Source organism: Algibacter sp. Ld11 (assembly GCF_045066735.1).
Taxonomy (GTDB): Bacteria; Bacteroidota; Bacteroidia; order Flavobacteriales; family Flavobacteriaceae; genus Algibacter.
In genome coordinates, this window is sequence record NZ_JBISHH010000024.1 from 344,743 (window position 1) to 367,623 (window position 22,881).

At 33.7% G+C, this 22,881-nt stretch carries 16 protein-coding genes; 12 read left to right on the plus strand and 4 right to left on the minus strand.

The features are described 5' to 3' along the window. Positions 1-34 precede the first annotated feature (34 nt). From ACJJV4_RS11875 to ACJJV4_RS11885, 3 genes are read left to right on the plus strand one after another with little or no spacing between them, the layout of a single operon-like run. Positions 35-1,162 (plus strand): metal ABC transporter permease, encoded by a 1,128-nt coding sequence (locus ACJJV4_RS11875; RefSeq protein ID WP_405294677.1) that lies wholly within the window; start codon positions 35-37, stop codon positions 1,160-1,162. Continuing rightward, positions 1,155-2,315, plus strand: a complete 1,161-nt coding sequence (locus ACJJV4_RS11880) for a metal ABC transporter permease (protein WP_405294679.1) — start codon at positions 1,155-1,157, stop codon at positions 2,313-2,315. Before ACJJV4_RS11875 ends, ACJJV4_RS11880 begins: the two co-directional genes overlap by 8 nt. Positions 2,316-2,330: 15 nt before the next feature. Continuing rightward, positions 2,331-2,690, plus strand: a complete 360-nt coding sequence (locus ACJJV4_RS11885) for a YraN family protein (protein WP_405294681.1) — start codon at positions 2,331-2,333, stop codon at positions 2,688-2,690. A gap of 8 nt (positions 2,691-2,698) precedes the next feature. Here the strand turns inward: ACJJV4_RS11885 and ACJJV4_RS11890 are convergent, their stop codons facing one another. Continuing rightward, positions 2,699-4,084 (minus strand): TlpA family protein disulfide reductase, encoded by a 1,386-nt coding sequence (locus ACJJV4_RS11890; RefSeq protein WP_405294683.1) that lies wholly within the window; start codon positions 4,082-4,084, stop codon positions 2,699-2,701. Between the two features lie 30 nt (positions 4,085-4,114). Beyond that, positions 4,115-7,465 carry a transcription-repair coupling factor gene (mfd, locus tag ACJJV4_RS11895; protein WP_405294685.1) on the minus strand — a complete coding sequence of 1,117 codons (3,351 nt, stop codon included), beginning with the start codon at positions 7,463-7,465 and terminating at the stop codon, positions 4,115-4,117. A 169-nt stretch (positions 7,466-7,634) separates the two neighbouring features. Here mfd and ACJJV4_RS11900 point away from each other — a divergent pair, with 169 nt between their 5' ends. The 6 genes from ACJJV4_RS11900 to ACJJV4_RS11925 all read left to right on the plus strand — a co-directional run bounded on the left by ACJJV4_RS11900 (position 7,635) and on the right by ACJJV4_RS11925 (position 15,535). After that, entirely contained in the window at positions 7,635-8,036 is a 402-nt protein-coding gene (locus tag ACJJV4_RS11900) for a response regulator (RefSeq protein WP_405294687.1), read from the plus strand. Between the two features lie 5 nt (positions 8,037-8,041). Further along, a complete protein-coding gene (locus ACJJV4_RS11905; RefSeq protein WP_405294689.1) occupies positions 8,042-10,738 on the plus strand; it encodes a TonB-dependent receptor domain-containing protein in 2,697 nt (898 codons plus the stop codon). Between the two features lie 4 nt (positions 10,739-10,742). Then, the gene (locus ACJJV4_RS11910; RefSeq protein WP_405294691.1) at positions 10,743-12,539 is read left to right on the plus strand and encodes a YfiR/HmsC family protein; all 1,797 of its coding nucleotides are present in this window, start codon (positions 10,743-10,745) and stop codon (positions 12,537-12,539) included. Positions 12,540-12,759: 220 nt separating this feature from the next. Continuing rightward, positions 12,760-13,191, plus strand: a complete 432-nt coding sequence (locus tag ACJJV4_RS11915) for a TerB family tellurite resistance protein (protein WP_405294693.1) — start codon at positions 12,760-12,762, stop codon at positions 13,189-13,191. Between the two features lie 154 nt (positions 13,192-13,345). Beyond that, positions 13,346-15,121: a tetratricopeptide repeat protein gene (locus tag ACJJV4_RS11920; protein ID WP_405294695.1), complete on the plus strand. Its 1,776-nt coding sequence runs from the start codon at positions 13,346-13,348 to the stop codon at positions 15,119-15,121. 90 nt (positions 15,122-15,211) lie between these two features. Next, positions 15,212-15,535, plus strand: coding sequence for a DUF4286 family protein (locus ACJJV4_RS11925; RefSeq protein WP_405294697.1), 324 nt, complete (start codon positions 15,212-15,214; stop codon positions 15,533-15,535). 60 nt (positions 15,536-15,595) lie between these two features. Here ACJJV4_RS11925 and pheS read toward each other — a convergent pair whose 3' ends face one another. Both pheS and ACJJV4_RS11935 read right to left on the minus strand, forming a co-directional pair. After that, on the minus strand, positions 15,596-16,615 hold the full coding sequence (pheS, locus tag ACJJV4_RS11930; RefSeq protein ID WP_405294699.1) for a phenylalanine--tRNA ligase subunit alpha: 1,020 nt from the start codon (positions 16,613-16,615) through the stop codon (positions 15,596-15,598). Between the two features lie 157 nt (positions 16,616-16,772). Beyond that, on the minus strand, positions 16,773-18,950 hold the full coding sequence (locus ACJJV4_RS11935; RefSeq protein WP_405294701.1) for a T9SS type A sorting domain-containing protein: 2,178 nt from the start codon (positions 18,948-18,950) through the stop codon (positions 16,773-16,775). 594 nt (positions 18,951-19,544) lie between these two features. On the opposite strand from ACJJV4_RS11935, the gene ACJJV4_RS11940 reads away from it, so the two are divergent. The 3 genes from ACJJV4_RS11940 (at position 19,545) to ACJJV4_RS11950 (ending at position 22,881) form a co-directional block, all read left to right on the plus strand. After that, a complete protein-coding gene (locus ACJJV4_RS11940; protein WP_405294703.1) occupies positions 19,545-20,114 on the plus strand; it encodes a hypothetical protein in 570 nt (189 codons plus the stop codon). A 3-nt stretch (positions 20,115-20,117) separates the two neighbouring features. Further along, positions 20,118-21,527, plus strand: coding sequence for a flotillin family protein (locus ACJJV4_RS11945; protein ID WP_405294705.1), 1,410 nt, complete (start codon positions 20,118-20,120; stop codon positions 21,525-21,527). 112 nt (positions 21,528-21,639) lie between these two features. Beyond that, positions 21,640-22,881 (plus strand): S41 family peptidase, encoded by a 1,242-nt coding sequence (locus tag ACJJV4_RS11950; RefSeq protein WP_405294707.1) that lies wholly within the window; start codon positions 21,640-21,642, stop codon positions 22,879-22,881.

A 22,881-nucleotide genomic window follows, 5' to 3' on the forward strand; every position in this document is an offset into this window, starting at 1 on the left:
GCAATATGAAAACAATGCGTTTTATAGAATAGAAATGAACATAACAGAATATTTTAACCTAGTCTTTTCAGATTATACACTTAGAACCATAACGTTTGGTACGGCTATTCTTGGCGCTGTTACTGGAATGCTCGGTAGCTTTGCTGTTTTAAGAAAACAGAGTCTTTTAGGTGATGCTATTTCACATGCAGCATTGCCAGGTATTGCAATCGCTTTTTTAATTACTGGAGCAAAAGATAGTAATGTCTTACTTTTAGGCGCTTTGGTTAGTGGGCTTCTTGGTACTTTTTGGATTAGAAGTATTATTAAAAAAACACATTTAAAATCCGATACGGCTTTGGGCTTAATTTTATCTTTGTTTTTTGGTTTTGGAATGTTACTTCTTACATTTATTCAAAAACAACCTAATGCTAATCAGGCTGGTTTAGACAAGTATTTGTTTGGTCAAGCGGCTACGTTAGTAGAGAGTGATGTTTGGTTAATGGCCATTGTGACGGGTGTGTGTTTATTTGTTTTATTGCTCTTTTGGAAAGAGTTTAAAATACTACTTTTCGATGCCGATTATACTAAAACATTGGGCTTTAATACTAAGTTTATTGATGTTTTAATAACATCATTTATAGTTTTGGCTATTGTTTTAGGTTTGCAAACGGTTGGTGTGGTACTAATGAGTGCTATGCTTTTGGCACCTGCCGCGGCTGCACGCCAATGGACAAATAGCTTAGGGCTTATGGTGTTTTTAGCAACTGTATTTGGTGCCTTTTCTGGCGTTTTTGGAACAGCTATTAGTGCGAGCCAAAACAATTTATCCACGGGGCCTGTTATTGTTATTGTTGCAGGTGTTTTTGTTTTAGTGTCTTTTATATTTTCACCAAGTCGAGGTTTACTTTTTAAACAAATTAGATTTATTAAAAATCGTAGAGATTTGGAGCTTCACAAGACATTAGCATTTATGTTTCATATCGCGGAAACACACGATGATATTTCGCATCCACATACTATTAAAATTTTAAATAATTTTCAAGGCTATACAACAGGAACGCTCCAAAAATTAGTCGATAAGCATTACGTTACCTTAAAAGGGAAGAAATGGAGTTTAACTGAAGAAGGATATAAAACAGCATCTAATTTGTATAATCAACAAAACGAAGATAATGAGTAACGCGCAGATTGAAATACAACTTATTGCTAGTTTAGTCGCTGTTGCATGTGCTATTCCAGGAACATTTTTAGTTCTTAGAAAAATGGCCATGATTAGCGATGCTATTAGTCATTCTATTTTACCAGGAATTGTTATTGGCTTTTTTATTACACAAGATTTAAATTCTCCATTACTTATATTATTGGCTGCTTTAACAGGGATTATCACTGTTGTTTTGGTGGAGTATATTCAAAAAACAGGCTTAGTAAAGGAGGATACTGCTATTGGTTTGGTGTTTCCTATTTTGTTTAGTATTGGTGTTATCATGATTGCTAAAAATGCTAACGATATTCACTTAGATATTGATGCTGTTTTACTTGGCGAGCTTGCCTTTACACCTTTTGATAGGCTTATGGTTTCTGGGATAGATATTGGTCCAAAAGCGTTATGGGTTATAGGTGTTATTTTGTTGATAACCATTGGTTTATTAATAGCCTTTTTCAAGGAATTAAAAGTAAGCACTTTTGATGCTGGTTTAGCGGCTTCTTTGGGCTTTTCGCCAGCCATTATCCATTACGGTTTAATGACGGTATCATCCATAACAACCGTTGGAGCCTTCGATGCTGTTGGAGCTATTTTAGTTGTAGCACTCATGATTTCTCCTGCTGCTACGGCTTATTTACTTACAAATAATTTAAAACGCATGCTTGTTTTAGCTATTTGTTTTGGTGTGTTTAGCGCGATTTCTGGGTATTGGTTAGCGCATTTTCTTGACGCTTCTATTGCGGGATCGATAACCACTATGCTTGGTTTACTATTTTTGGCTGTTTATTTATTTGCACCAAGTAAAGGTGTTATTGCCGTTATTTATAGAGAAAAACAACAGCGTACAGAAGTGTCGTTGCTAACATTTCTTCTTCATCTTAAAAATCATACAGAAGAGCGCGAACGACATGTAAATCACCTTAATGAACATATTAATTGGCAAAAAGTACGTTCTAAAACGGTGTTAGATTTGGCACTTAAAAACAATATGATTCAATTTGAAAAAAATATTGTTTCCTTAACGGAAAAAGGTGATGCTTTTACATCTAAAGCAATTGATTATATCATTACTAATGAAGATGCACAAATTGAGGATATGAAAGATGATTTCTTCTTATTTAGAGGATAAAGGAACTTTAACATCATGGCAAAACACAACGAACTCGGTAAAAAAGGAGAACAGTTAGCTGTCGATTTTCTGTTGAAAAACGGATATGCTATTGTGGCGCGTAATTACCGATACCAAAAGGCAGAAGTTGATATTATTGCGAAAAAAGAAGATGTTCTGGCGGTTGTAGAAGTTAAAACAAGGTCTACTAGTAACTTTGGTAATCCTCAAGATTTTGTGAAACCAAAACAAATTCAACGTTTAGTAAAGGCTATTGATGCCTATGTAATTGCGAACGATCTTGACGTAGAAGTTCGTTTTGATGTTGTTGCTATTGTAAAGCAAGGTAAAGATTTTCACATTGAGCACTTAGAAGGTGCTTTTTACCACTTTTAAAAACTAATTTATTCTTCTTCAGCTTCTTCTCCAAAAAATGCTTTTAAAGCTTTAAAATCTTCCGGTTTTGAAATAAATTTTTTGTCTTTATCTAAAATGAAATATGTTGGTGTCGATGTTACGCCATAATCGTTTCCAATTTTATTTTCCCAACGGCCTTCACCATAAACATGAATAAAACTAGTGTAAGTATAGGTTAAGTCTTTCCATTTATAGGGATCGTCTTCTAAGCCTACAGCAATTACTTTTACGTCGCCTTTTTCTAAAGTATTTACGAAGCTATGTAATTGAGGGATTTCATCTAAACAATGCGAGCATGTGCTACTCCAGAAAACGACAATGTATTTTTTTGCTACGTTTAGTGCGCTTAATTGCGTTTTAACTAAGGCTTTGTCTTTCTTTATTTCTAATGTGAAATCGGGCGCTTTTCTACCTATTGATGTGTTTTTGAATAGAGTTAATCCATCGATTAAATCTTTATCATTTAACGATTTTGCAACTGGCATTAAATATTTATCTGAAATATAGTTAGCAACCGATTCAAAACCTAAATCTGCCATTTGCTGCCATAAATCGACTAATAAAATACGTTTTACACCTTGTGGTGTTGTTTTTAAAACTTCATGAAACACATCAATATTATTCTTGTAAACTGTTGCTTCATCTTCAATTTCGGAAGACATTCCAAAAACATAATTTAACATTTTTTCTTCTAAAAAATTCGAACTTTGAAGTGCTTTACTATTAAAGTCTATATGATCGAAATAATGCGTTCTTAAGTTATTTATATAGGTTTTTAAGTCTTCGAAATCACTTGGGATGTAAGGTTTGTTTGCTTTTATAAAATCTAAAGCCATCATGCCTTCGGCTGCTTTTTCAAAGTTTTCTTGAGTTTCTTGTTGTGTTTTAAATATCGCTTTTAGAGCTTTGGAGTTTTTTTTATTTTCATCTCTAAAATAATTTCCAATACTTTGCGTAACCATAGACATGCTGTTGGTGTATGATGCCAATAATTTGTTTTCAGAAGATTTTTTAAAAGTAACACCGGTTTCAGAATTAAACGTTAATTCAATATCTTCTTTTCCGTTGTATATAATATCGAAATTATAGTCTTCTTGTGGTATAGCGTATACTACACGATACATGCCTTTTGTTCTTGTGGAGTCTAGTTTAAACTCAAAACCACCAGTTTCTTTATCAATTTCGGTGTTAGAAATGTATTCTGATAAAGTTGGGGTTACCTTATAAAGTAGCGCAAAATTATATTCTTTCGCAGGAGAGAATGTGCCTTTAATGCTGTGTTGTGCTAATAAAATACTTGGTAATAGGGCGATAAAATATAATAAGCGTTTCACGGTTTTGGATGTATTTGTTTTTCTTCGAACTGAAGACATGAGCTGTTTTTAATTTAAATGAAACAAGAATTAAGCCACAATGGGTTGCAAAGCGTTTAGTGCTTGTTTTACTGTTTTTATTTTTTCGAAGGTTAGCATTAATCTCAATCCATTTCGAGTTTGTTTTTCTTTTATTTTACCTGCTCCTGGATGTTTTTGAACAAATTGTAAAACTTTAGTGAAACCAGAGCTTTGATAAAAGTTACTTTGTTGGTCGTTAATAAAATAACCAATAAGTTTACCTTGTTTCATAACTACTTTCTCAAAACCAATTTTGGTTGCTAACCACTTTATTTGGACACTATTTAATAAATCGGTCACTTGTATTGGTAATTCCCCAAAACGATCGACCAATTCTGTTTCAAAAGTATGCAATTCAGCTTCGGTTTTCAAATTATTTAGTTGTGTGTATAAACTTAATCGTTCTGCGATATTATTTACATAATCGTCTGGGAAAAGAAGCTCGAAATCCGTGTCTATGGTGACGTCTTTAACATAAACACGATCTTCTTCAGGTTCGTCATACAAGTCTTTAAATTCATTTTCTTTAAGTTCTTCTATGGCTTCACTTAATATTTTTTGATAGGTATCAAATCCTATTTCATTTATAAATCCACTTTGTTCGCCACCAAGTAAATCTCCTGCACCACGAATTTCTAAATCTTTCATGGCAATATTAAATCCGCTGCCAAGTTCTGTAAATTGCTCTAGAGCAGTAATACGTTTTCTGGCATCGTCTGTCATTGCTGAGTATTCTGGTGTGATAAAATAGCAAAAAGCCTTTTTATTACTTCGCCCAACACGACCACGCATTTGGTGTAAATCACTTAAACCAAAATTGTTGGCATTATTTATAAAAATGGTGTTGGCATTTGGTACATCTAAACCGCTTTCGATAATGGTGGTGCTTACTAAAACATCAAACTCGCCATCCATGAATGCTAGCATAAGCTGTTCTAGTTTTTTACCATCTAATTGCCCATGACCAATACCTATTTTAGCATCGGGAACTAAACGCTGAATAAGGCCAGCAACTTCTTTGATGTTTTCTATACGGTTATGTATAAAGAAAATTTGTCCGCCGCGTTCAATTTCATAGCTCACTGCATCACGAATATCTTCTTCATTAAAGCGAATTACGTTACTTTCAATGGGGTATCGGTTTGGTGGTGGTGTTGTAATAACCGATAAATCGCGCGCAGCCATTAAGCTAAATTGTAAAGTACGTGGTATAGGTGTTGCGGTTAATGTTAATACATCAACATTGTCTTTTAGTGTTTTTAATTTTTCTTTTACGGCTACACCAAATTTTTGCTCTTCGTCTACAATGAGTAAACCAAGATCTTTAAATTTTACGTTTTTATTTACAAGTTGGTGTGTGCCAATAATAATATCTACATTGCCTTTTTCCAAGCCTTCTAGGGTGGTGCGCTTTTCTTTTGCCGTTCTAAAGCGGTTTACATAATCTACCGTTACAGGAAAATCTTTTAGGCGCTCACGAAATGTTTTGGCATGCTGATAAGCTAAAATGGTTGTTGGTACTAAAACGGCCACTTGTTTGCCGTTGTCTACTGCTTTAAAAGCGGCACGAATAGCTACTTCCGTTTTACCAAAGCCAACATCGCCACATACTAAACGATCCATCGGGCGTTCACTTTCCATGTCGACCTTTATATCTGCGGTGGCACTACTTTGGTCTGGGGTATCTTCATAAATAAAAGAAGCTTCCAGTTCGTGTTGCATATAGCTATCGGGATTGTATTGGTAGCCTTTTTCTGTTTTTCGCTTAGCGTAAAGTTTTATTAAGTTGAAAGCAACATGCTTAACACGTGCTTTGGTTTTTTGTTTTAAGGTTTTCCAGGCAGTGCTTCCTAGTTTATAAATTTTAGGAGGTTTTCCGTCTTTACCATTAAATTTAGTGATTTTGTGTAGGGAATGAATACTTAAATATAGTACATCGCGCTCACCGTAAACTAATTTAATGGCTTCTTGTTTTTTGCCTTCAACATCAATTTTTTGTAGTCCACCAAAGCGTCCGATACCGTGGTCTATGTGTGTTACATAGTCGCCAATGTCTAGGTTTGTAAGCTCTTTTAGGGTAATGGCTTGTTTTTTTGCATAACCATTTTTAACATTGAATTTATGGTAACGTTCAAAAATTTGATGATCTGTGTAGCATACTATTTTTGTATCGTGATCTATAAAGCCTTGGTGTAAAGATAGTACGATAGTTTGGTAAGATACCTCGCCTTCAACATCATCGAAAATATCATGAAAACGTTTGGCTTGCTGCTCGCTTACACAAGCAATATAGTTGGTGTAACCCTTGTTGTGGTTGCTGTTTAAGTCTTCAATTAATAAATCGAATTTCTTATTAAAAGAGGGTTGCGGTGTAGTTTTGAATTCTACTTTTTGTACCACACTACCAATTTTTGTCATTATAGACGTGCTGCCAAATTCAATAATTGAAAAATCGAGCAGTTGTTTTTTTAATAAAGCAGAATTACAAAAAAGCTCATTTGGTTTGGCTCGTTTTATTTCTGACGAAAGATTTTTGTAAGCCACTTCGGCTTTGTTATAAAAATCATCGATTCTAGAAAAAATTAAGTCAGCATTTTTTAAACAAACAACGGTTTTTTGTGCAATGTATTTGAGGAAGCTTTGTCGTTTTTCTTCTAATAATTTATTAGCAACGTTTGGAATAACGTTTATTTTTTTTATCTGATCTATAGAGAGTTGCGTTTCTACATCAAAGGTTCTAATACTATCCACTTCGTCTCCAAAAAACTCTATACGGTAAGGTTCATCATTAGAGAATGAAAACACATCAACAATGCCACCTCGAACCGAGAATTCGCCTGGTTCGGTAACAAAATCAACACGTTTAAATTGATATTCAAAAAGCACCTCGTTTACAAAGTCTATAGATAAACTATCGTTCACAGCTATTTTTAACGTATTGCGCTCTAGTTCTTTTCTAGTAACAACTTGCTCAAAAAGGGCATCGGGATAGGTAACAATTATAGCAGGTTTTTTTTGCGAATTTATGCGGTTTAAAACCTCGGCGCGTAATAGTACGTTGGCGTTGTCGGTTTCTTCTATGTCGTAAGGCCTGCGATAGCTTCCTGGGTAGAATAATACATCTTTGTCGTTACAAAGTTGTTCTAAATCGTTTAGGTAAAAAGCGGCTTCCTCTTTATCATCAAAAATAATAAGAAAAGGTTTGTCGGATTCCTTAAAAATACTAGATATTATAAAGGATAAAGACGAACCTACTAAACCTGTAAGATGTATTTTGTTTTCACTTTTGGCAACAGCATTCTGCAGATTTTGCTTTTGCAAAGTCTGTAAATAAGTTTGCGAGAGGATGGATTTACTCACGTAATAAGGGTTTTACGATTGCAAATATAGCTTTTAATATGTTTTTAAAATGAGACTATTTTATGTTTTTTTAATCAAATCTTTAGAAAGTTAAGGACATATTGAGTAATTTGCATTTTTTATCTAATAAAGATGATAATTTTTAAAAAAAAATAGCAAAATTCTCGCAATGGCTCCCTACCAAACGACACTGCTTATCGATGATGATAAGTTTACCAATTTCTATAACGAAAAAATAGTTAAAAAATATAATGCTTTCGACTCTGTTCAGTCTGTAAATAGTGGTGCCGATGCATTAGCTTATTTGCAAAAGGCTATGGATGGCTTGGTTAAAAAGCCAGAAGTTATTTTTCTTGATATTAATATGCCGGCAATGAATGGTTGGGAATTTATAGAGGAATATAGCAAGCTGGATAAGGCATTTACTGCCGATATTAAGATTATTATGTTAACCACGTCGTCTAATCCAAAGGATCAAGAAAAAGCAAACGACTCTTATTTTATAAACGGTTATATTAATAAGCCACTGTCTATAACGCTTTTAGATGAAGCTTTAAATTTTGAGAAGTAGACCACATGGGAAAAAGAAAATTTTTATTAATATGCTTATTTGTAAGTGCCACGATATGCGCTCAAAATAGAGCGTCTGTAAAAGGAAATATATCCGATTCTTTTGGCGTATTGCCAGGTGCCTTAGTAAGTGTTGAAGGTTACAAAATACAAACAACAACTAATATAGATGGAGATTATGTACTAGAGCTTGAAGAAGGCGATTATGTTATTACAGCATCTTTTATTATGTATAATAGTAGTAGTAAGTCGATTTCTTTAAAGGTTGGTGATAGTGTTACCGCCGATTTTCGTTTAGAAACAGGGTTTTCTGCAGATGAACCCGTATCGGTTGGAACACGTTCTAAGCCGCAATCTGCATTAGAAACTACCGTACCTATTGAGATTATAACACCTGAAGAAATAAGTAATTCTTCGCGTTTTGAATTAGGTGAATTGTTGCAGTTTTTAGTGCCTTCTTTTCATTCTACTCAACAAACTATTTCCGATGGAACGGACCATATCGATCCGGCGACTCTTAGAGGGGTGGGGCCAGACCAGGTTTTGGTTTTGATTAATGGGAAACGTCGCCACACATCTTCTATGTTAAACGTAAACAATACCATAGGTAGAGGTAGTGTTGGTACAGATTTTAATGCGATACCTGTGGCGTCTATAGATCACATAGAAATTTTAAGAGATGGCGCAACGTCTCAATATGGATCAGATGCCATTGCTGGAGTTATTAATATAATTCTGAAAAAGCAAACCGATGTTATTGATATTGATACAGGAACAAGGATTAATGCAGAAAAAGATGGTATCAACCACTATTTTAGTGGAAACTTCGGTTTAAAAATTGGTAATACTGGGTTTGTAAATATAACAGGAGAATTTAGAGATAGAAGTGCTACTAACAGAGCAGGAGATTACACCGGAAATATTTATGTTGATGATGATGACGCTCTGGATAGCCAATTAATAGCAGAAAATGATTTTTTCTCACAAACGGGTTATAGTAATCAACAGGTGATGGAGGTTGGTAGTGCTGCAACTAGAAATTCAGCTTTAGCCTTCAATGGAGAATTATCACTTTTTGATAAAGCTAATCTTTATTTTTTTGGTGGTCGTAACTCTAGAGAAGGAACTTCAAAAGGGTTTTATCGCTTTCCTAGAGAAATTGATAGAGTGGAAGAGGCTCTTCATCCCAACGGATTTTCACCAGAAATTTTAACAAACATTCAGGATGATGCCGTTACAATTGGCATTAGAGGAGAAAAAAATGGTTGGGATATAGATTTTAGCCATTCTATGGGGTCTAATAGTATCGATTTTACGGTAAATAATTCTAACAATGCTTCTCTTGGTGTTATTTCACCTAGAACATTTAAATCTGGAGGCTATCAATACGAACTTAACACTACTAACTTAGATTTTAGCAGGCCTTTTGATGTTATGTATGGCCTTAATTTAGCTTTTGGAGGAGAGTTGCGTGTAGAGCGTTATGAGATTATTTCTGGAGAAGAGGATTCTTATAGTAATGGCGGTGAAATGTACACAGATGAAGAGGGTTTTTCTAGACCTAAAATTATTGGGGCTCAAGTTTTCCCTGGCATACAACCTCAAGACGAACTTATTCGTTACCGATCTAACGCCTCTGGTTATGTAGATGTAGAATTAAAGCCGATTGAGCCTATGTTGATAAAAGGGGCTTTTCGTTATGAGTCTAACAACGATTTTGGTGAAAACTCGCTTTGGAAACTTTCTGCCCGATATAAGCTAGGTAAAAAGACCTCATTAAGGTCTAGTTATTCTACAGGTTTTCGCGCACCATCCATGCATCAGGTGTTTTTTCAAAAAATAAGCACACAGTTTTTTGATGGAGATATTAGTCAGGTTGGTACTTTTAATCATGAAAGTACTTTGGTTTCAGATGCTTTTGAAGTTAGTAAATTAAAGCCCGAACTATCAAAACACTTTAGTCTTGGTTTAAGTACTAAAATAGAAAATAAATACACGCTTTCTTTTGATTATTATAACATCAATATTAAAGATCGTATTGTATTATCAGGACAGTTTGATGAGGGTTACGAAGATTTATTAACACCATTTAATGTTACTGCCGCTCAATTTTTTGCTAATGCTATAGACTCTAAAACCAACGGTGTAGAGATGTCTTTTAATTATAAGGATAAAATAGGAGCAGGTAAATTAAACGGAAAACTATCGGCTAATTTTACTGAAACCAAAGTAACTAAGGTAAATAGAAGCAACATTGTAGATAGCGATATTGAATCTTTGTTTAACAGAGAAGAACGTTCTAGAATAGAGTCTGCTCAACCAAATTTTAAAGTAAATTCGTATTTAAATTATGAAATTAACGATTTTAAGTTTAATTTAATAGGTACCTATTTTGGAAGCGTTATGTATATTCATCCGGATGATGGCGATCCAAATAATTGGCAGTTGAACGAGTTTACGGGGAATGTTGAGACGCGAGATCAAAAATTCGATCCAAAATTTGTAACCGATTTGTATGTAACTTATAATTACGAGAATTGGCTGCAAGCTACGGTTGGATGTAATAATATTTTTGATGTGTACCCAAGCGAGCATAAACACTCTGCAAATACGGTAAACGGGAGTTTGGTTTATAGCAGGCGTGTACAGCAATTTGGTGTAAATGGTGCCAACTTATTTGCCAAAATTTTGTTACGTTTATAATGTTATGAAATCTAATGTTTTAATTAAATATGCTCTATTGATTTTATGCCTTACGGCTATGCGAGCATATACTCAAAACACAGATAATGAGCAAGTAAAACGTGTAAAACGGGCCATTTTTATCTTCAATGTTGCAGAACAGACACTTTATGGAGATGCTAATACAAAATCGAATTTTACTATTGGAGTTTTAGGCAAAGATCGCACTATTATAGACTTAAAAAGTTTAGCGCAAAAAAGAAAAATTAAAAATAAACCTGTTCAGGTTGTTGGTTTTAATAGTGTAAAGGACATTGAAAATGTAGATGTTATTTATACTAATTATACCAATAATTTTGACGTATCGTATGTGTTAAATAAAATATCAAGCAATAGCACTTTGCTAATAACAGAAAATTACCCATACAACTCTTCCATGGTTAATATTGTAAATGTTGGTAGCGATTTTCAATATGAAATTAACGAAATGCTTATGCGGCGTAATAATATTTCGGCGCATTCTAACCTTCGTGACAATGCTATTTCGTCTATAGAAAAATGGAAACAGCTTTTCCAAGATGCCGAAAATACTATTGCTCAAACCAAAAACAAGCTATCTAAAGCTGAAGACAGCGTTAAGCTTAAAGACGAAGAAATTGAAGATCAAAAGCAAACCATAGGAGTTAAAGAGAATCAAATAAAAAATAAAAATAAATCTTTAGCTATCCAAAAAAATGAAATTAAAGAGCTTATCTCAATTTCAGAATTTCAAAAGAAAAAATACTCCGATAAATTAGTTATAGAACAGGAGCTGGAGCAGCGAATTATTAAGCAAATAGATTCGCTTAATAACCAACAAGAGCAAATAGTTTTAAGTAATAAGCAAATCGATAAGCAACAAGAAATTCTTACTGAGCAAAAGTTAGATATTTTTGATAAAGAGGTTAAAGCTAAAACTATTAACGAAAAGCTAAATACACAGCGAACAATTAATTATTTATTATTAGCGCTGGTGCTTTTTGCTATAATATTGGTTTTGGTGCTGTTTAAAAATTATTATGCTACAAGACGATTAAACACTATTTTAAAACAGAAGAATAACACCATATACAGCCAATCTTTTACGCTGGCTTCTAAAAATAAAGAATTAGAAGAGTTTGCATACATAACGAGTCATGATTTAAAAGAGCCTTTAGCAACAATCTCTGGGCTTATTGCTTTGTTAAAAGATGATTATACAGATAAGCTCGATGAAGATGCAATGCTAAGTATGGACTTTATAGATCGATCTAGTGAGCGAATGAGAACGCAAATAGACGATTTGCTAGCGTATTCTAAACTAGGTAAATCTGAAGATAGAACAGAGATTAATTGTAATGATTTATTAGATGAAATTACACAAGATATTGCAAATGCAGTTACACGTTTTAATGCTAAAATAACTTATACCAATTTACCTGTTGTATTAGGAAGTAAGGTGGAGCTTAGAGGTGTTTTTCAGAACTTAATAAATAATGCTATAAAATTTAAAAAAGCGGATGTTAGTCCAGAGGTTGTTGTTAGTTTTAAAACAATGGTGTACGGGCCGCAGGATAAAAATTATTGGCAATTTGAGATAACAGATAATGGTATTGGTATTGCTGAAAAGCACAAGGATAAAATTTTCTCAATTTTTCAAAGGTTACATTCTCGTGAAGAATATGAGGGTACAGGTATTGGTTTGTCTTTTTGTAAAAAAATAGTAGAATCTTTAGGCGGACAAATTTGGTTCGAATCTAAGTTGCATAAAGGCACTACCTTTTTCTTTACTATTCCCAAGTAGAGCCGGATATTTTATAAAAGTTAAGTTTGTTCTCTAAAAAATTACTATGTTTTTTTAACTAAAAATTTAAACGTTAGGGATTGAGGTATTTGTTGAAGCTCCTCGAAGAGAGCGACTGCCGAAAGCCCGACCCTTGTGGTAACGTCCAAATATTTAAAATTTCGGTTTATAATATTAAAAAAAATATGTAGGTTTGCATCACAAAAAAAAGAAAAAAGTTATGTCGTTTTCAGATTTATTTGATAGTGGTTTTAAAAAGCGTAATGAAGATCATTTCGCTTCAATTGTAAGAATTGCAATGGATGACGGTGTAATTACAGATGAAGAGCAAGCGTTTTTAGAGCGATTGGCTCGTAGTTTAGCGATTGGTGAGGGTGACTTTAAATTGATATTAGAAGATTATAAATCGCACCCAATTAATCCTCCAACGTCTTACGATCGTCGTTTAGAGCGTTTGTATGATTTAGCTCGTATGGTCTATGTAGATAATATTAAAGGGGATCACGAAGTGATTTTGCTTAGAAAAATAGCTTTAGGACTTGGTTTTCAAGCTGATAATGTAAAATATATTGTAGATAAAGCATTAACTTTAGTTAATAAGGGTACGGATTTAGATGATTTTATTGATGCCATGAAAAAGATGAATCAATAGTATTTTAATCTATGTTATATAATGTTGGCACCCTTTTATAGGGTGCTTTTTTTTTGTTATAGAGTTTCGTGTTCGGTGCATTGCTGGTTTTAAATCTAGCATAAAAAACAATAAGCAACGCTATATCACAAAACACATTTATTATATTTACAACATGAGAATTTTTTTAATATTATTTCTGTTTATAAGTACGAATGTTTTTTCGCAATCGGATATTTTGGCGAAGGAGTATTTTAAAAATGGTGATTTTAAGAAAGCTTTAGCTGAGTATAAAAAAATATATGCGCAACCAGCAACGAGCTTAACAACCATAAATGCTATAGTCGAAACCCATCAGCAATTAGAGCAATATGCCGATGCTGAAGCCTTTTTGATAAAAGTAATGGGTGATATTAAATATGCAGGCTTTTTAGTCGATTTAGGTTATAATTTTCAGTTACAAAGAGATACAGTAAATGCGAGAGTTCAATATAATAAAGCCTTGGAAAGTATTGATGAAAGAACGAGCAACGTGTTTTCTGTTGCCAAGGGATTTCAAAATCATAGTTTATTGGATGAAGCTATAACTGCCTACGAAAAAGGGATGGTTTTAAACCCTAAGTATAATTTTAATTTACAATTAGCACAGTTGTATGGCGAACAAGGTAAAATTGAAAAAATGTTTACCAGTTACATCGATTATGTAGAAATTAACCCATTAACCATAAACAATATTAAGCGTTCTATAAACGATTTTATAAGTGAAGATAGTGCTAATGAAAATAATATTTTATTCCGAAAAATATTATTAAAAAAAGCACAGCAGGCGCCAGATTTATTATGGAATGAGCTTTTAAGTTGGTTATTTGTTCAACAGAAAGATATTAAAAAAGCATTTGTTCAAGAAAAAGCTATTTTTAATCGTCAGCCTGAAAGTTTAAGTAGAATAGCCGATTTGGCTGTGATTGCAACCAATGAAAAAGCGTATGATACAGCTAAAGAGATTTACGCATACCTTATAGAAAAGGCTCAGGATGCTGGAACAAAGATAATGGCGAATTATCAGGTTTTACAACTTGAAGAAAAATTGAGTGATAAAGAAGATTACGCGGCTATAGAGGTTAAATATTTGGAATTATTTGATGAGTTTGGTTTAATTACGCAAACCTTGAAATTACAAATTGCTTATGCACATTTTTTAGCATTTTATAAGAATGAAACGGCTAAGGCTACTTCTTTTTTAGAAGATGCTTTAAAGTTGTCTTTGCCTGAATTTAAAAAGGCTGAGGTAAAATTAGAGTTAGGTGATATATTAGTTCTTCAAGAAAAATTTAATCAAGCTTTAATTTATTATACACAAATTCAGCGCAGTTTAAAAAACAGTGAAATATCTCAGGAAGCGCGATATAAAGTTGCTAAAACAAGTTATTATAAGGGCGATTTTAAATGGGCTGAATCTCAATTAAAAATTTTAAAAGCATCAACATCTCAATTAATCGCTAACGATGCTTTAAATTTAAAATTATTAATAACAGATAATAAATATGAAGATTCGGTACAAACAGCATTAAAACTTTACGCTAAAGCAGATTTATTAGCTTTTCAGAATAAAAATGATGAAGCCATTGTTTTATTGAATCAAGTTTTAGGTGAACATAAAACCGAACCTATTATAGCTCAGGCGTTGTATAAGCAAGCGGAATTATTTGAAGGAAAACAGCAATTTGAAAAAGCCGAGCGTAATTATAAATCTATAATTGAAAATTATGGTGAAGGTATTTTAATCGATAACGCATTATTTAAATTAGCCGAGCTCTACATGGATTATTTAGGTCAACCCGAACTGGCAAAACCGCTTTACGAACAAATTATTTTTAGCCACCCAGATAGTATATACTTTGTGGAAGCTCGTAAAAAATTTAGAGCCTTACGTGGAGATTCCATTAACTAGTTTTTTTAAAACGCCGTTATTAACAATATATCTATAGTAATTTGGGTATTGGAGCTAGGAGCTTTAATTTTGGCTTTTTAAATAGAAACTATGATAATATATAATGTAACTTCAAACATCGACGAGTCTATTGAAGCAGAGTGGTTAATCTGGATAAAAGAGCACATTCCACAAGTTTTAGGAACAGGAAAGTTTGAAAAGGCTACGCTTAGTAAAGTTTTGGTAGAAGCGGATATTGAAGGTGTAACTTATTCGGTGCAATACCGATCTTATTCTCGTGAAGCTTTAGATGCTTATTACCGTGACGATGCCGATAAGTTTAGATTAGAAGGACTCAAGAAATTTGCAGATAAAGTACTTTCTTTTCGTACCGAACTAGAAATAGTAGATGAGTATACGGTTAATTTTAAGTAATAAAACTGAATAAAAAAGCCTCTAAATTTAGAGGCTTTTTTATGTTTTAAAATATCTTTATTAAAGGGCGCTCTTAAATTGCTCTAAGAAACGCACATCATTTTCACTTAATAAACGAATATCACCAATTTGGTGTAATAACATAGCAATTCTGTCTATACCAACTCCAAAAGCAAAACCAGAATACTCTGTAGAATCTATTTTGCAGTTTTCTAAAACGTTTGGATCTACCATGCCACAACCACCAATTTCTAACCAGCCTGTGCCTTTGGTGATTTTATAGTCTGTTTCTGTTTCTAAGCCCCAATACACATCAATTTCTGCACTTGGTTCTGTAAATGGAAAGTACGATGGACGTAAGCGTATTTCGCTTTTTCCAAACATTTCACTGGTAAAGTGTTGCAAGGTTTGTTTTAGATCGGCAAAGCTTACATCTTTATCAATATACAGGCCTTCTAATTGATGGAAAAAACAGTGAGAACGCGCAGAAATAGCTTCGTTCCTATACACACGACCAGGAGAAATAGTTCTAATTGGTGGCGTATTGTTTTCCATATAGCGTACTTGTACAGAACTGGTATGTGTGCGCAATAAAATATCTGGATCGGTTTGAATAAAAAACGTGTCTTGCATGTCGCGAGCCGGATGGTATTCTGGCAAGTTTAAGGCCGTAAAATTATGCCAATCGTCTTCTATTTCTGGCCCTTCACTTACATTAAAACCAATGCGAGAAAAAATATCTATAATTTGATTTTTAACTATAGAAATAGGATGGCGTGCTCCAATCTGTACCGGTTGCCCTGGTCTAGATAAATCGCCATAAACACCTTGTACTTCTTCTGTGTTTTCAAGTTCGGCTTTTAAAGCGTTTACTTTATCTTCAGCGGTTTTTTTTAGTTTATTTATGGTTTGGCCAAACTCCTTCTTTTGGTCGTTTGCCACATTTTTAAACTCAGCAAAATAATCGTTTAATAAACCTTTTTTGCCTAAATATTTAATTCTAAATGCTTCTACCTCTTCTTTAGATTGCGCTTTAAAAGTTTCGGCTTCTGCAATAAGTTCTTTTATTTTATCTATCATGACTTGTTCAAAATGTTCGCAAATTTAATGAATTTATCCATATTTGCGTTAGGGATTGAAGCATTTGTTGAAGCTCTTTTTGTGTTGTTGCACTTATGCAACACGAAAAAGCGACTGCTGAAAGCCCGACCCTTGTGGTAACGCCCTAAGTCTTGGTTTAGTTCACTATAAACCGTTTTATAATTTCTTTGTTTTTGGTTTGTATTTTGGCAAGGTAAATTCCTGTTTTTAAATGGTTGACTTCAATATTATTTTGATGTTTAGATTGTAATACCATTTGGCCCAATATGCTAAATATTTCTATGCTGTCTATTGGAGTTTTGGAGGCTATATTTAATATCCTTTTCACTGGGTTTGGGTATATGTTTATAGGGTTGTCAGTATCTAAATTTTCTATGCTTAATAGCTCTTCTATTTGAATACTAAAGTTTTGATATGATGAGTTGGTAGATTGTGCTTCAGATCTAAATATGCGTAACAAATAGTTGGTGTTTTCCAAAAGGTTTTCAATTCTGCCAGCATTTGTTCCACAATACAGAAGGTTGCCGTTGCAAGTATCATAAAGAGCAAACTTATTCCAGGAAATATCTGCATCTATGTAAATATTACCATTGTTTGGCATTGTAAAGCTATACCAAACATCGGCATAATTACTTGTGGTCTCATCTATACACCCAGTTTCATTGTTTATTTGTGTGCCTTCTAATTGAAAATCAACATTTAACGGAGTGGTGCTTATGGTTAGATTTTCGGCGGTGTCGCAAGAGTCGTTTGGTGTAATAGGAAAGGCTTGTATTGTAAAAGCTTGGTATCTCGAGTTTTTAGTTAAAGTTTTTTTTCTAAGAACTTGTAGTTTATATAAATGGCCAGCCGTTAATCCCTCTGCAAGTATGTTATCATCATCGCAAATAATTACTTCGCCATCGCATGCATCATACAACGTAAAATTATTCCATGCAATGGTTCCGTCTACAAAAATGTTTCCATGAACAGGCATGGTAAATTCGTACCAAATATCTCCATAAATATCGCTGACTCCTGTTTGGCAGTTTTGTTGCTCTGAGAGTTGAGCACCTCCAATTTCGAAATTTATGGTTGTAGATTCTGTTGTTAGGTTAATTAATTCGGCGTTGTTGCATGTATCATTATCCGGATTAGCAAAGGCTTGTATTGAAAAAGATTTATATCTAGGGTTCATTATAATATCTTCTGCTCTAAAAACCCTTAGCTTATATGTTGTACCGGCAGTTAGGTTTTGTGCAGTAATATTACTGCTTCCGCACATAATTTCTGTACTTTCACAGGCGTCATAAATTGCAAAACGATTCCAAGAGATGCTTCCGTCAATATAAATACTGCCATCTACGGGCATGGTGAAGTTGTACCAAATATCGGCATAATTAGCGGTTGTATCCGAGCAGCCAATTTCGTTGGTTATATTAGATCCCCCAATTTTAAATTCAACGTTTTGTATTGTTGTTGATATATTTAAGTTTGTTGCTGTATCGCAGCTGTCGTTTATTGTTTGTTCTAAGGCTTGAATGGAAAAATTAGTATAAGATGCAGTGGTTGCATTTTTTTTTGTTCTAAATATCCGTAATTTATATGTAGAGTTAGCCTCTAAATTATCGAATATTACGTCAGCACTGCCACATTCAATTTCAGTACCGTTGCAGGTTTTAAATAAAGCAAATTGGTTCCATCCAATGGTGGCGTCTACAGCAAGATTTCCATTAACAGGCATTGTAAACTCGTACCAAATATCTGCATATTCTTCTAAGCTTGTGTCCGAGCATCCCATTTCATTATTAATTTCGGCACCTCCAATGTTAAAGTCTATATTGGTAAGAGATGTTGTAAGCTCAATGTTTTCTGCGGTATCACAAGTGTCGTTTGGTGCTGTTTCAAAAACCTTTATGCTAAAGCTGTTGTAGTTTGTTTTTGTAGCATTATTTTCTGTTCTAAAAACTCTTAGTAAATAAACTTCTCCTGCTGTAAGTTTTTCAAAAAGAGCATTTGCTCCGTCGCAACTTATGGCGTCGCTACCGCAGCTGCTATATAGAGCGAAGTTATTCCATCCAATATATCCATTAACAAAGACATTTCCGTTGGTAGGCATTGTAAATTCATACCAAATATCAGCATAGTTTTCTAGAACCAATTCCTCACAGCCAAACTCATTATTAATAGTTGCTGTGCTTATGTCGAAAGTGATTTCTGAGGATTCCGTAGAGATAACAATATTTTCGGCTGTAGAGCACATATCGTTTGCGGCTTGAGAGAATGAAAGTTGAGAGATTAAAACAACTAGAAGTAAAACGTAATTTTTTTTCATAACAGAGGGATTAAAAAGATGTATTTGTTGTCTAAGTTATTAATTTATAATGAGTTATTGGTGTTTGTGTGATAAAAAAGGGTGGTTTTCCTCTAATCTGTAGTGGTGTTAACCCTTTTTTGTGCGTTACCCTATCGGGTCGGGCTTTCCGCTGTATCTTTATTTGTGCAGGTTTAATGCAGGAGATTAAAAAACTGTAGTTAAGTACATAAAGCTTTGTACGTTTTTCGAGTTATTAGGCTAGCACAAAAAAGGATGCCGCATCAATCCCTAACGCGAGCTTGCTTGCAGGAAAGAGAGATTCAATATAGGGTTTAAGCATATTTAAGGTGTGTCAGTTTCTTATGTACTTATTTCAATTCAGTAATCTAAAAACCATCAATAGAATATTTTGTAACAAATTAGTTAATTTAACTACTAATAAAATGTAAGTCGAGTTTACATTTTGTGCGCATTAATTTTTTTCTTGATTATTTTACCATTTTAACGATAAAGAGTTTCGCATAAACACGGTTTCTGTTTTACTTAGAAAATAAATAGTTCGAATGGTAAAAAGGTCTTACATTTATTTATTAATTTTTTAAATCTAAAATTATGGAGTGGTTTTATAGCTTGGAGCTTTTTTCACAAATATATTGGGGCATCGCATTAATAGGCTCTTTTATTTTTGTGATTACCATTGTAACCACTTTTATGGGGGGCGATTCTGGAGATTTAGATACCGATGCCGAAATTGAAGCAGACACGGGTATTGGTTTTCAGTTTATAACTTTTAAAAACCTCGTTGGCTTTTTTACGCTTTTTGGTTGGAGTGGTATTGCTTGTATGGATGCAGGGCTCTCTAAACCATTAACCATAATAATCTCTATTGTGTGTGGTTTAATCATGATGGTTGTTATGGCTGCCATGTTTTATTATATGCAAAAACTTAACCATAGCGGAACTTTAAATTTTAAAAATGCCGTTGGTCAAGTAGGAGAAGTTTATTTAACTATTGGAGCTAAACGCTCTTCTATAGGGAAAGCACATGTTAGAATACAAGGAGCGCTGCGCGAACTTGAGGCTTTAACCGATTCTGAAATTGACTTAAAATCTGGCGCCGTAATATCTGTAAAAGATGTAACCCAAAACGGAATATTAATTGTAGAACAACTAAATAAATAACACATGCTCACACTTTTTGTACAGGAGAACCTTCAATTGGGTTTACCAATCGCTGTAATTGCAGCTATTTTATTCGTCTTTTTATTTTTTATCGTATTAGTTAGGCGTTACAAGCGTTGTCCATCCGATAGAATTTTAGTAGTTTACGGTAAAGTTGGTGGTGGTCAATCGGCTAAATGTATCCATGGTGGAGCAGCCTTTATTTTACCAGTAATTCAAGATTACGAGTTTTTAGATTTAACACCAATGTCTATCGAGGTAAACTTAGTAAATGCTTTATCTAAACAAAATATTCGTGTTAATGTACCTTCTAGATTTACTATTGGTGTATCTACAGAACCTGGCGTTATGCAAAATGCAGCAGAGCGTTTATTAGGTTTGGCATTACCAGATATTCAGGAATTGGCAAAAGAAATTATTTTTGGTCAGTTGCGTTTAGTGGTTGCTTCTATGGATATTGAAGAAATTAATAATGACCGTGATAAATTTTTAACCAATATTTCTCAATCTGTAGAAACGGAGCTAAAGAAAGTAGGTTTAAAACTAATTAACGTAAATATTACAGATATTGTAGACGAGTCTGGATATATTGAGGCGCTTGGTAAAGAAGCAGCAGCACACGCTATTAATGCGGCACGTAAATCTGTTGCAGAAAAAAATAGAGATGGATCTATTGGTGAGGCTAACGCTGTTCAGGATGAAAGAACTCAGGTTGCAGCAGCAAACGCACAAGCTGTAGAAGGTGAAAATACAGCTAAAATTGCTGTAGCAAATTCCGATTCTTTACGTCGTCAACGTGAAGCAGAAGCAGAACGTGTGGCCAATGCGTCAGAAAAAGTACAAAGTGCAAAAGCTTTAGAAGAATCTTATGCGGCAGAGCAATTGGCAGAAAATGCTAGAGCAGATCGTGAGCGTTCTTCACAAATGGCAGATATTATTGTACCTGCTGAAATTGATAAAAAGAAAGTCGAGATTGACGCTGAAGCGGAAGCAGAACAAATTAGACGTCGTGCAAAAGGAGAGGCAGATGCCATACTGTTTAAAGCGCAAGCCGAAGCACAAGGTTTATATGAAGTTTTAACGAAGCAAGCTGCTGGTTTAGATCAAATTGTGAAAGCTGCAGGAAACAATTCTAAAGATGCTGTATTGCTTTTAGTTGCCGATAAATTACCAGAATTGGTAAGAATGCAGTCTGAAGCTATTAAGAACATTAAAATTGATAAAGTAACTGTTTGGGAAAATGGTGGCGGAAAAGACGGAAAATCATCAACCGCTAACTTTCTTTCAGGTATGTATAAATCTGTACCGCCGTTACAAGAAATGTTCGATATGGCAGGAATGCAATTACCAGAATATTTAAAAGGTAAGGATATTGATACCGGTCTTGAAGAAGAAACAACGGTTAAAGAATAAATATTAAAAAAATTATAATTTTATAAGCTCTGCCTAATTTTGATAATTTCAATTATTTTTAGTGCAGAGTTTTTATTTGCTTTGTATTGCTAACCTTTTAAGATGAATTGAGATGAAACAACTTCTTTTAGTTTTTCTATTTGTATTTAATTATTCTTGCGTGAATGCGCAAGAACAGTATATAAATCATTCTAAAATTAAAGAAGATCTAAATAAAATAATTGGTGATTTGGAAACGAATTATGTTTATTTAAATGAAAAAGGGATCGATTTAAATTGTATTCGAGATTATTACAATAGCCAAATTAAGCATATTAAAACAGAAGAAGAAACCGTGCTTTTGTTTGAGTACCTGTTAGATGAGTTTTATGATAGTCACCTTATTTTAAATACAAATCGATCATCATCATATCGATTAAGTAGTCCAATTTATACATCAATTAAAAACGATAAATTTTTGGTTTCTAGTGTGTGGAAAACGCAAATATTAGGAGTTGTTCCCCAAATTATTGATGCCGAAATTATTGCGATAAATGGTGTGGGTTTTAGTGAAGCTATTGAGCAATTTCCATCGTATTGCAATGATAAAAATAATGCGGTTACTCGCGAATGGATTGCAAATAAGGTTTTAGCAGGGCAATATAATCGTCCTCGAATTTTAACCTTAAAACTAAAAAACAAAAAAGAGTTTACGCTAGACTTGGATAAAATTAAGCTTCGAGCAGAGCCTTATTTTCTAACTTCAAAAACTATAAATGGTGTTGGTGTTATTAGAATTAATAATTCACTTGGAAAAGATAATTTAGTTAAAGAATTTGATAGAGCACTTAATAATCTTATCGATGCTAAAGGTTTAATTATAGATTTAAGAAATACTGTAGACGGAGGAAACTCGTATGTTGCACGTGGAATAATGGGACGATTTATAACAGAATCAAGACCTTACCAAAAGCATTTGTTTTTAGAGAAATCGAAATCTAATCCTGCTGTAAACCCAGTAATTACTAGAAGTTGGGTAGAGTATGTTGAGCCAAGAGGAGAAACTTATACGAAGCCTGTTTTTGTTTTAGTAGGCCGATGGACTGGAAGTATGGGCGAAGGTCTAGCTATTGGTTTTGAAGGCATGGAGCGTGCTGAAATTATAGGTTCTGAAATGGAAAAGTTAGCAGGTGGTGTCAGTAGTTTTTCTTTCAAAAACCAAACGTATGGTTATAGAATTTCTACAGAAAAACTTTTTCATATTAATGGTACAGCTAGAGAATTATATGTGCCAACGTATTTCGTTAATCAAAGTTTAACGGATAAAGATGAGGTTTTGGAGAAGGGTATTAAATTAATAAATAATTTAAAATAG

Bases quoted from the DNA above. Each gene is read 5' to 3' on its own strand.
- ACJJV4_RS11875 (WP_405294677.1), top strand. From the start codon at position 35: ATGAACATAACAGAATATTTTAACCTAGTCTTTTCAGATTATACACTT.
- ACJJV4_RS11880 (WP_405294679.1), top strand. From the start codon at position 1,155: ATGAGTAACGCGCAGATTGAAATACAACTTATTGCTAGTTTAGTCGCT.
- ACJJV4_RS11885 (WP_405294681.1), top strand. From the start codon at position 2,331: ATGGCAAAACACAACGAACTCGGTAAAAAAGGAGAACAGTTAGCTGTC.
- ACJJV4_RS11890 (WP_405294683.1), bottom strand. From the start codon at position 4,084: ATGTCTTCAGTTCGAAGAAAAACAAATACATCCAAAACCGTGAAACGC.
- ACJJV4_RS11900 (WP_405294687.1), top strand. From the start codon at position 7,635: ATGGCTCCCTACCAAACGACACTGCTTATCGATGATGATAAGTTTACC.
- ACJJV4_RS11905 (WP_405294689.1), top strand. From the start codon at position 8,042: ATGGGAAAAAGAAAATTTTTATTAATATGCTTATTTGTAAGTGCCACG.
- ACJJV4_RS11910 (WP_405294691.1), top strand. From the start codon at position 10,743: ATGAAATCTAATGTTTTAATTAAATATGCTCTATTGATTTTATGCCTT.
- ACJJV4_RS11915 (WP_405294693.1), top strand. From the start codon at position 12,760: ATGTCGTTTTCAGATTTATTTGATAGTGGTTTTAAAAAGCGTAATGAA.
- ACJJV4_RS11920 (WP_405294695.1), top strand. From the start codon at position 13,346: ATGAGAATTTTTTTAATATTATTTCTGTTTATAAGTACGAATGTTTTT.
- ACJJV4_RS11925 (WP_405294697.1), top strand. From the start codon at position 15,212: ATGATAATATATAATGTAACTTCAAACATCGACGAGTCTATTGAAGCA.
- pheS (WP_405294699.1), bottom strand. From the start codon at position 16,615: ATGATAGATAAAATAAAAGAACTTATTGCAGAAGCCGAAACTTTTAAA.
- ACJJV4_RS11935 (WP_405294701.1), bottom strand. From the start codon at position 18,950: ATGAAAAAAAATTACGTTTTACTTCTAGTTGTTTTAATCTCTCAACTT.
- ACJJV4_RS11940 (WP_405294703.1), top strand. From the start codon at position 19,545: ATGGAGTGGTTTTATAGCTTGGAGCTTTTTTCACAAATATATTGGGGC.
- ACJJV4_RS11945 (WP_405294705.1), top strand. From the start codon at position 20,118: ATGCTCACACTTTTTGTACAGGAGAACCTTCAATTGGGTTTACCAATC.
- ACJJV4_RS11950 (WP_405294707.1), top strand. From the start codon at position 21,640: ATGAAACAACTTCTTTTAGTTTTTCTATTTGTATTTAATTATTCTTGC.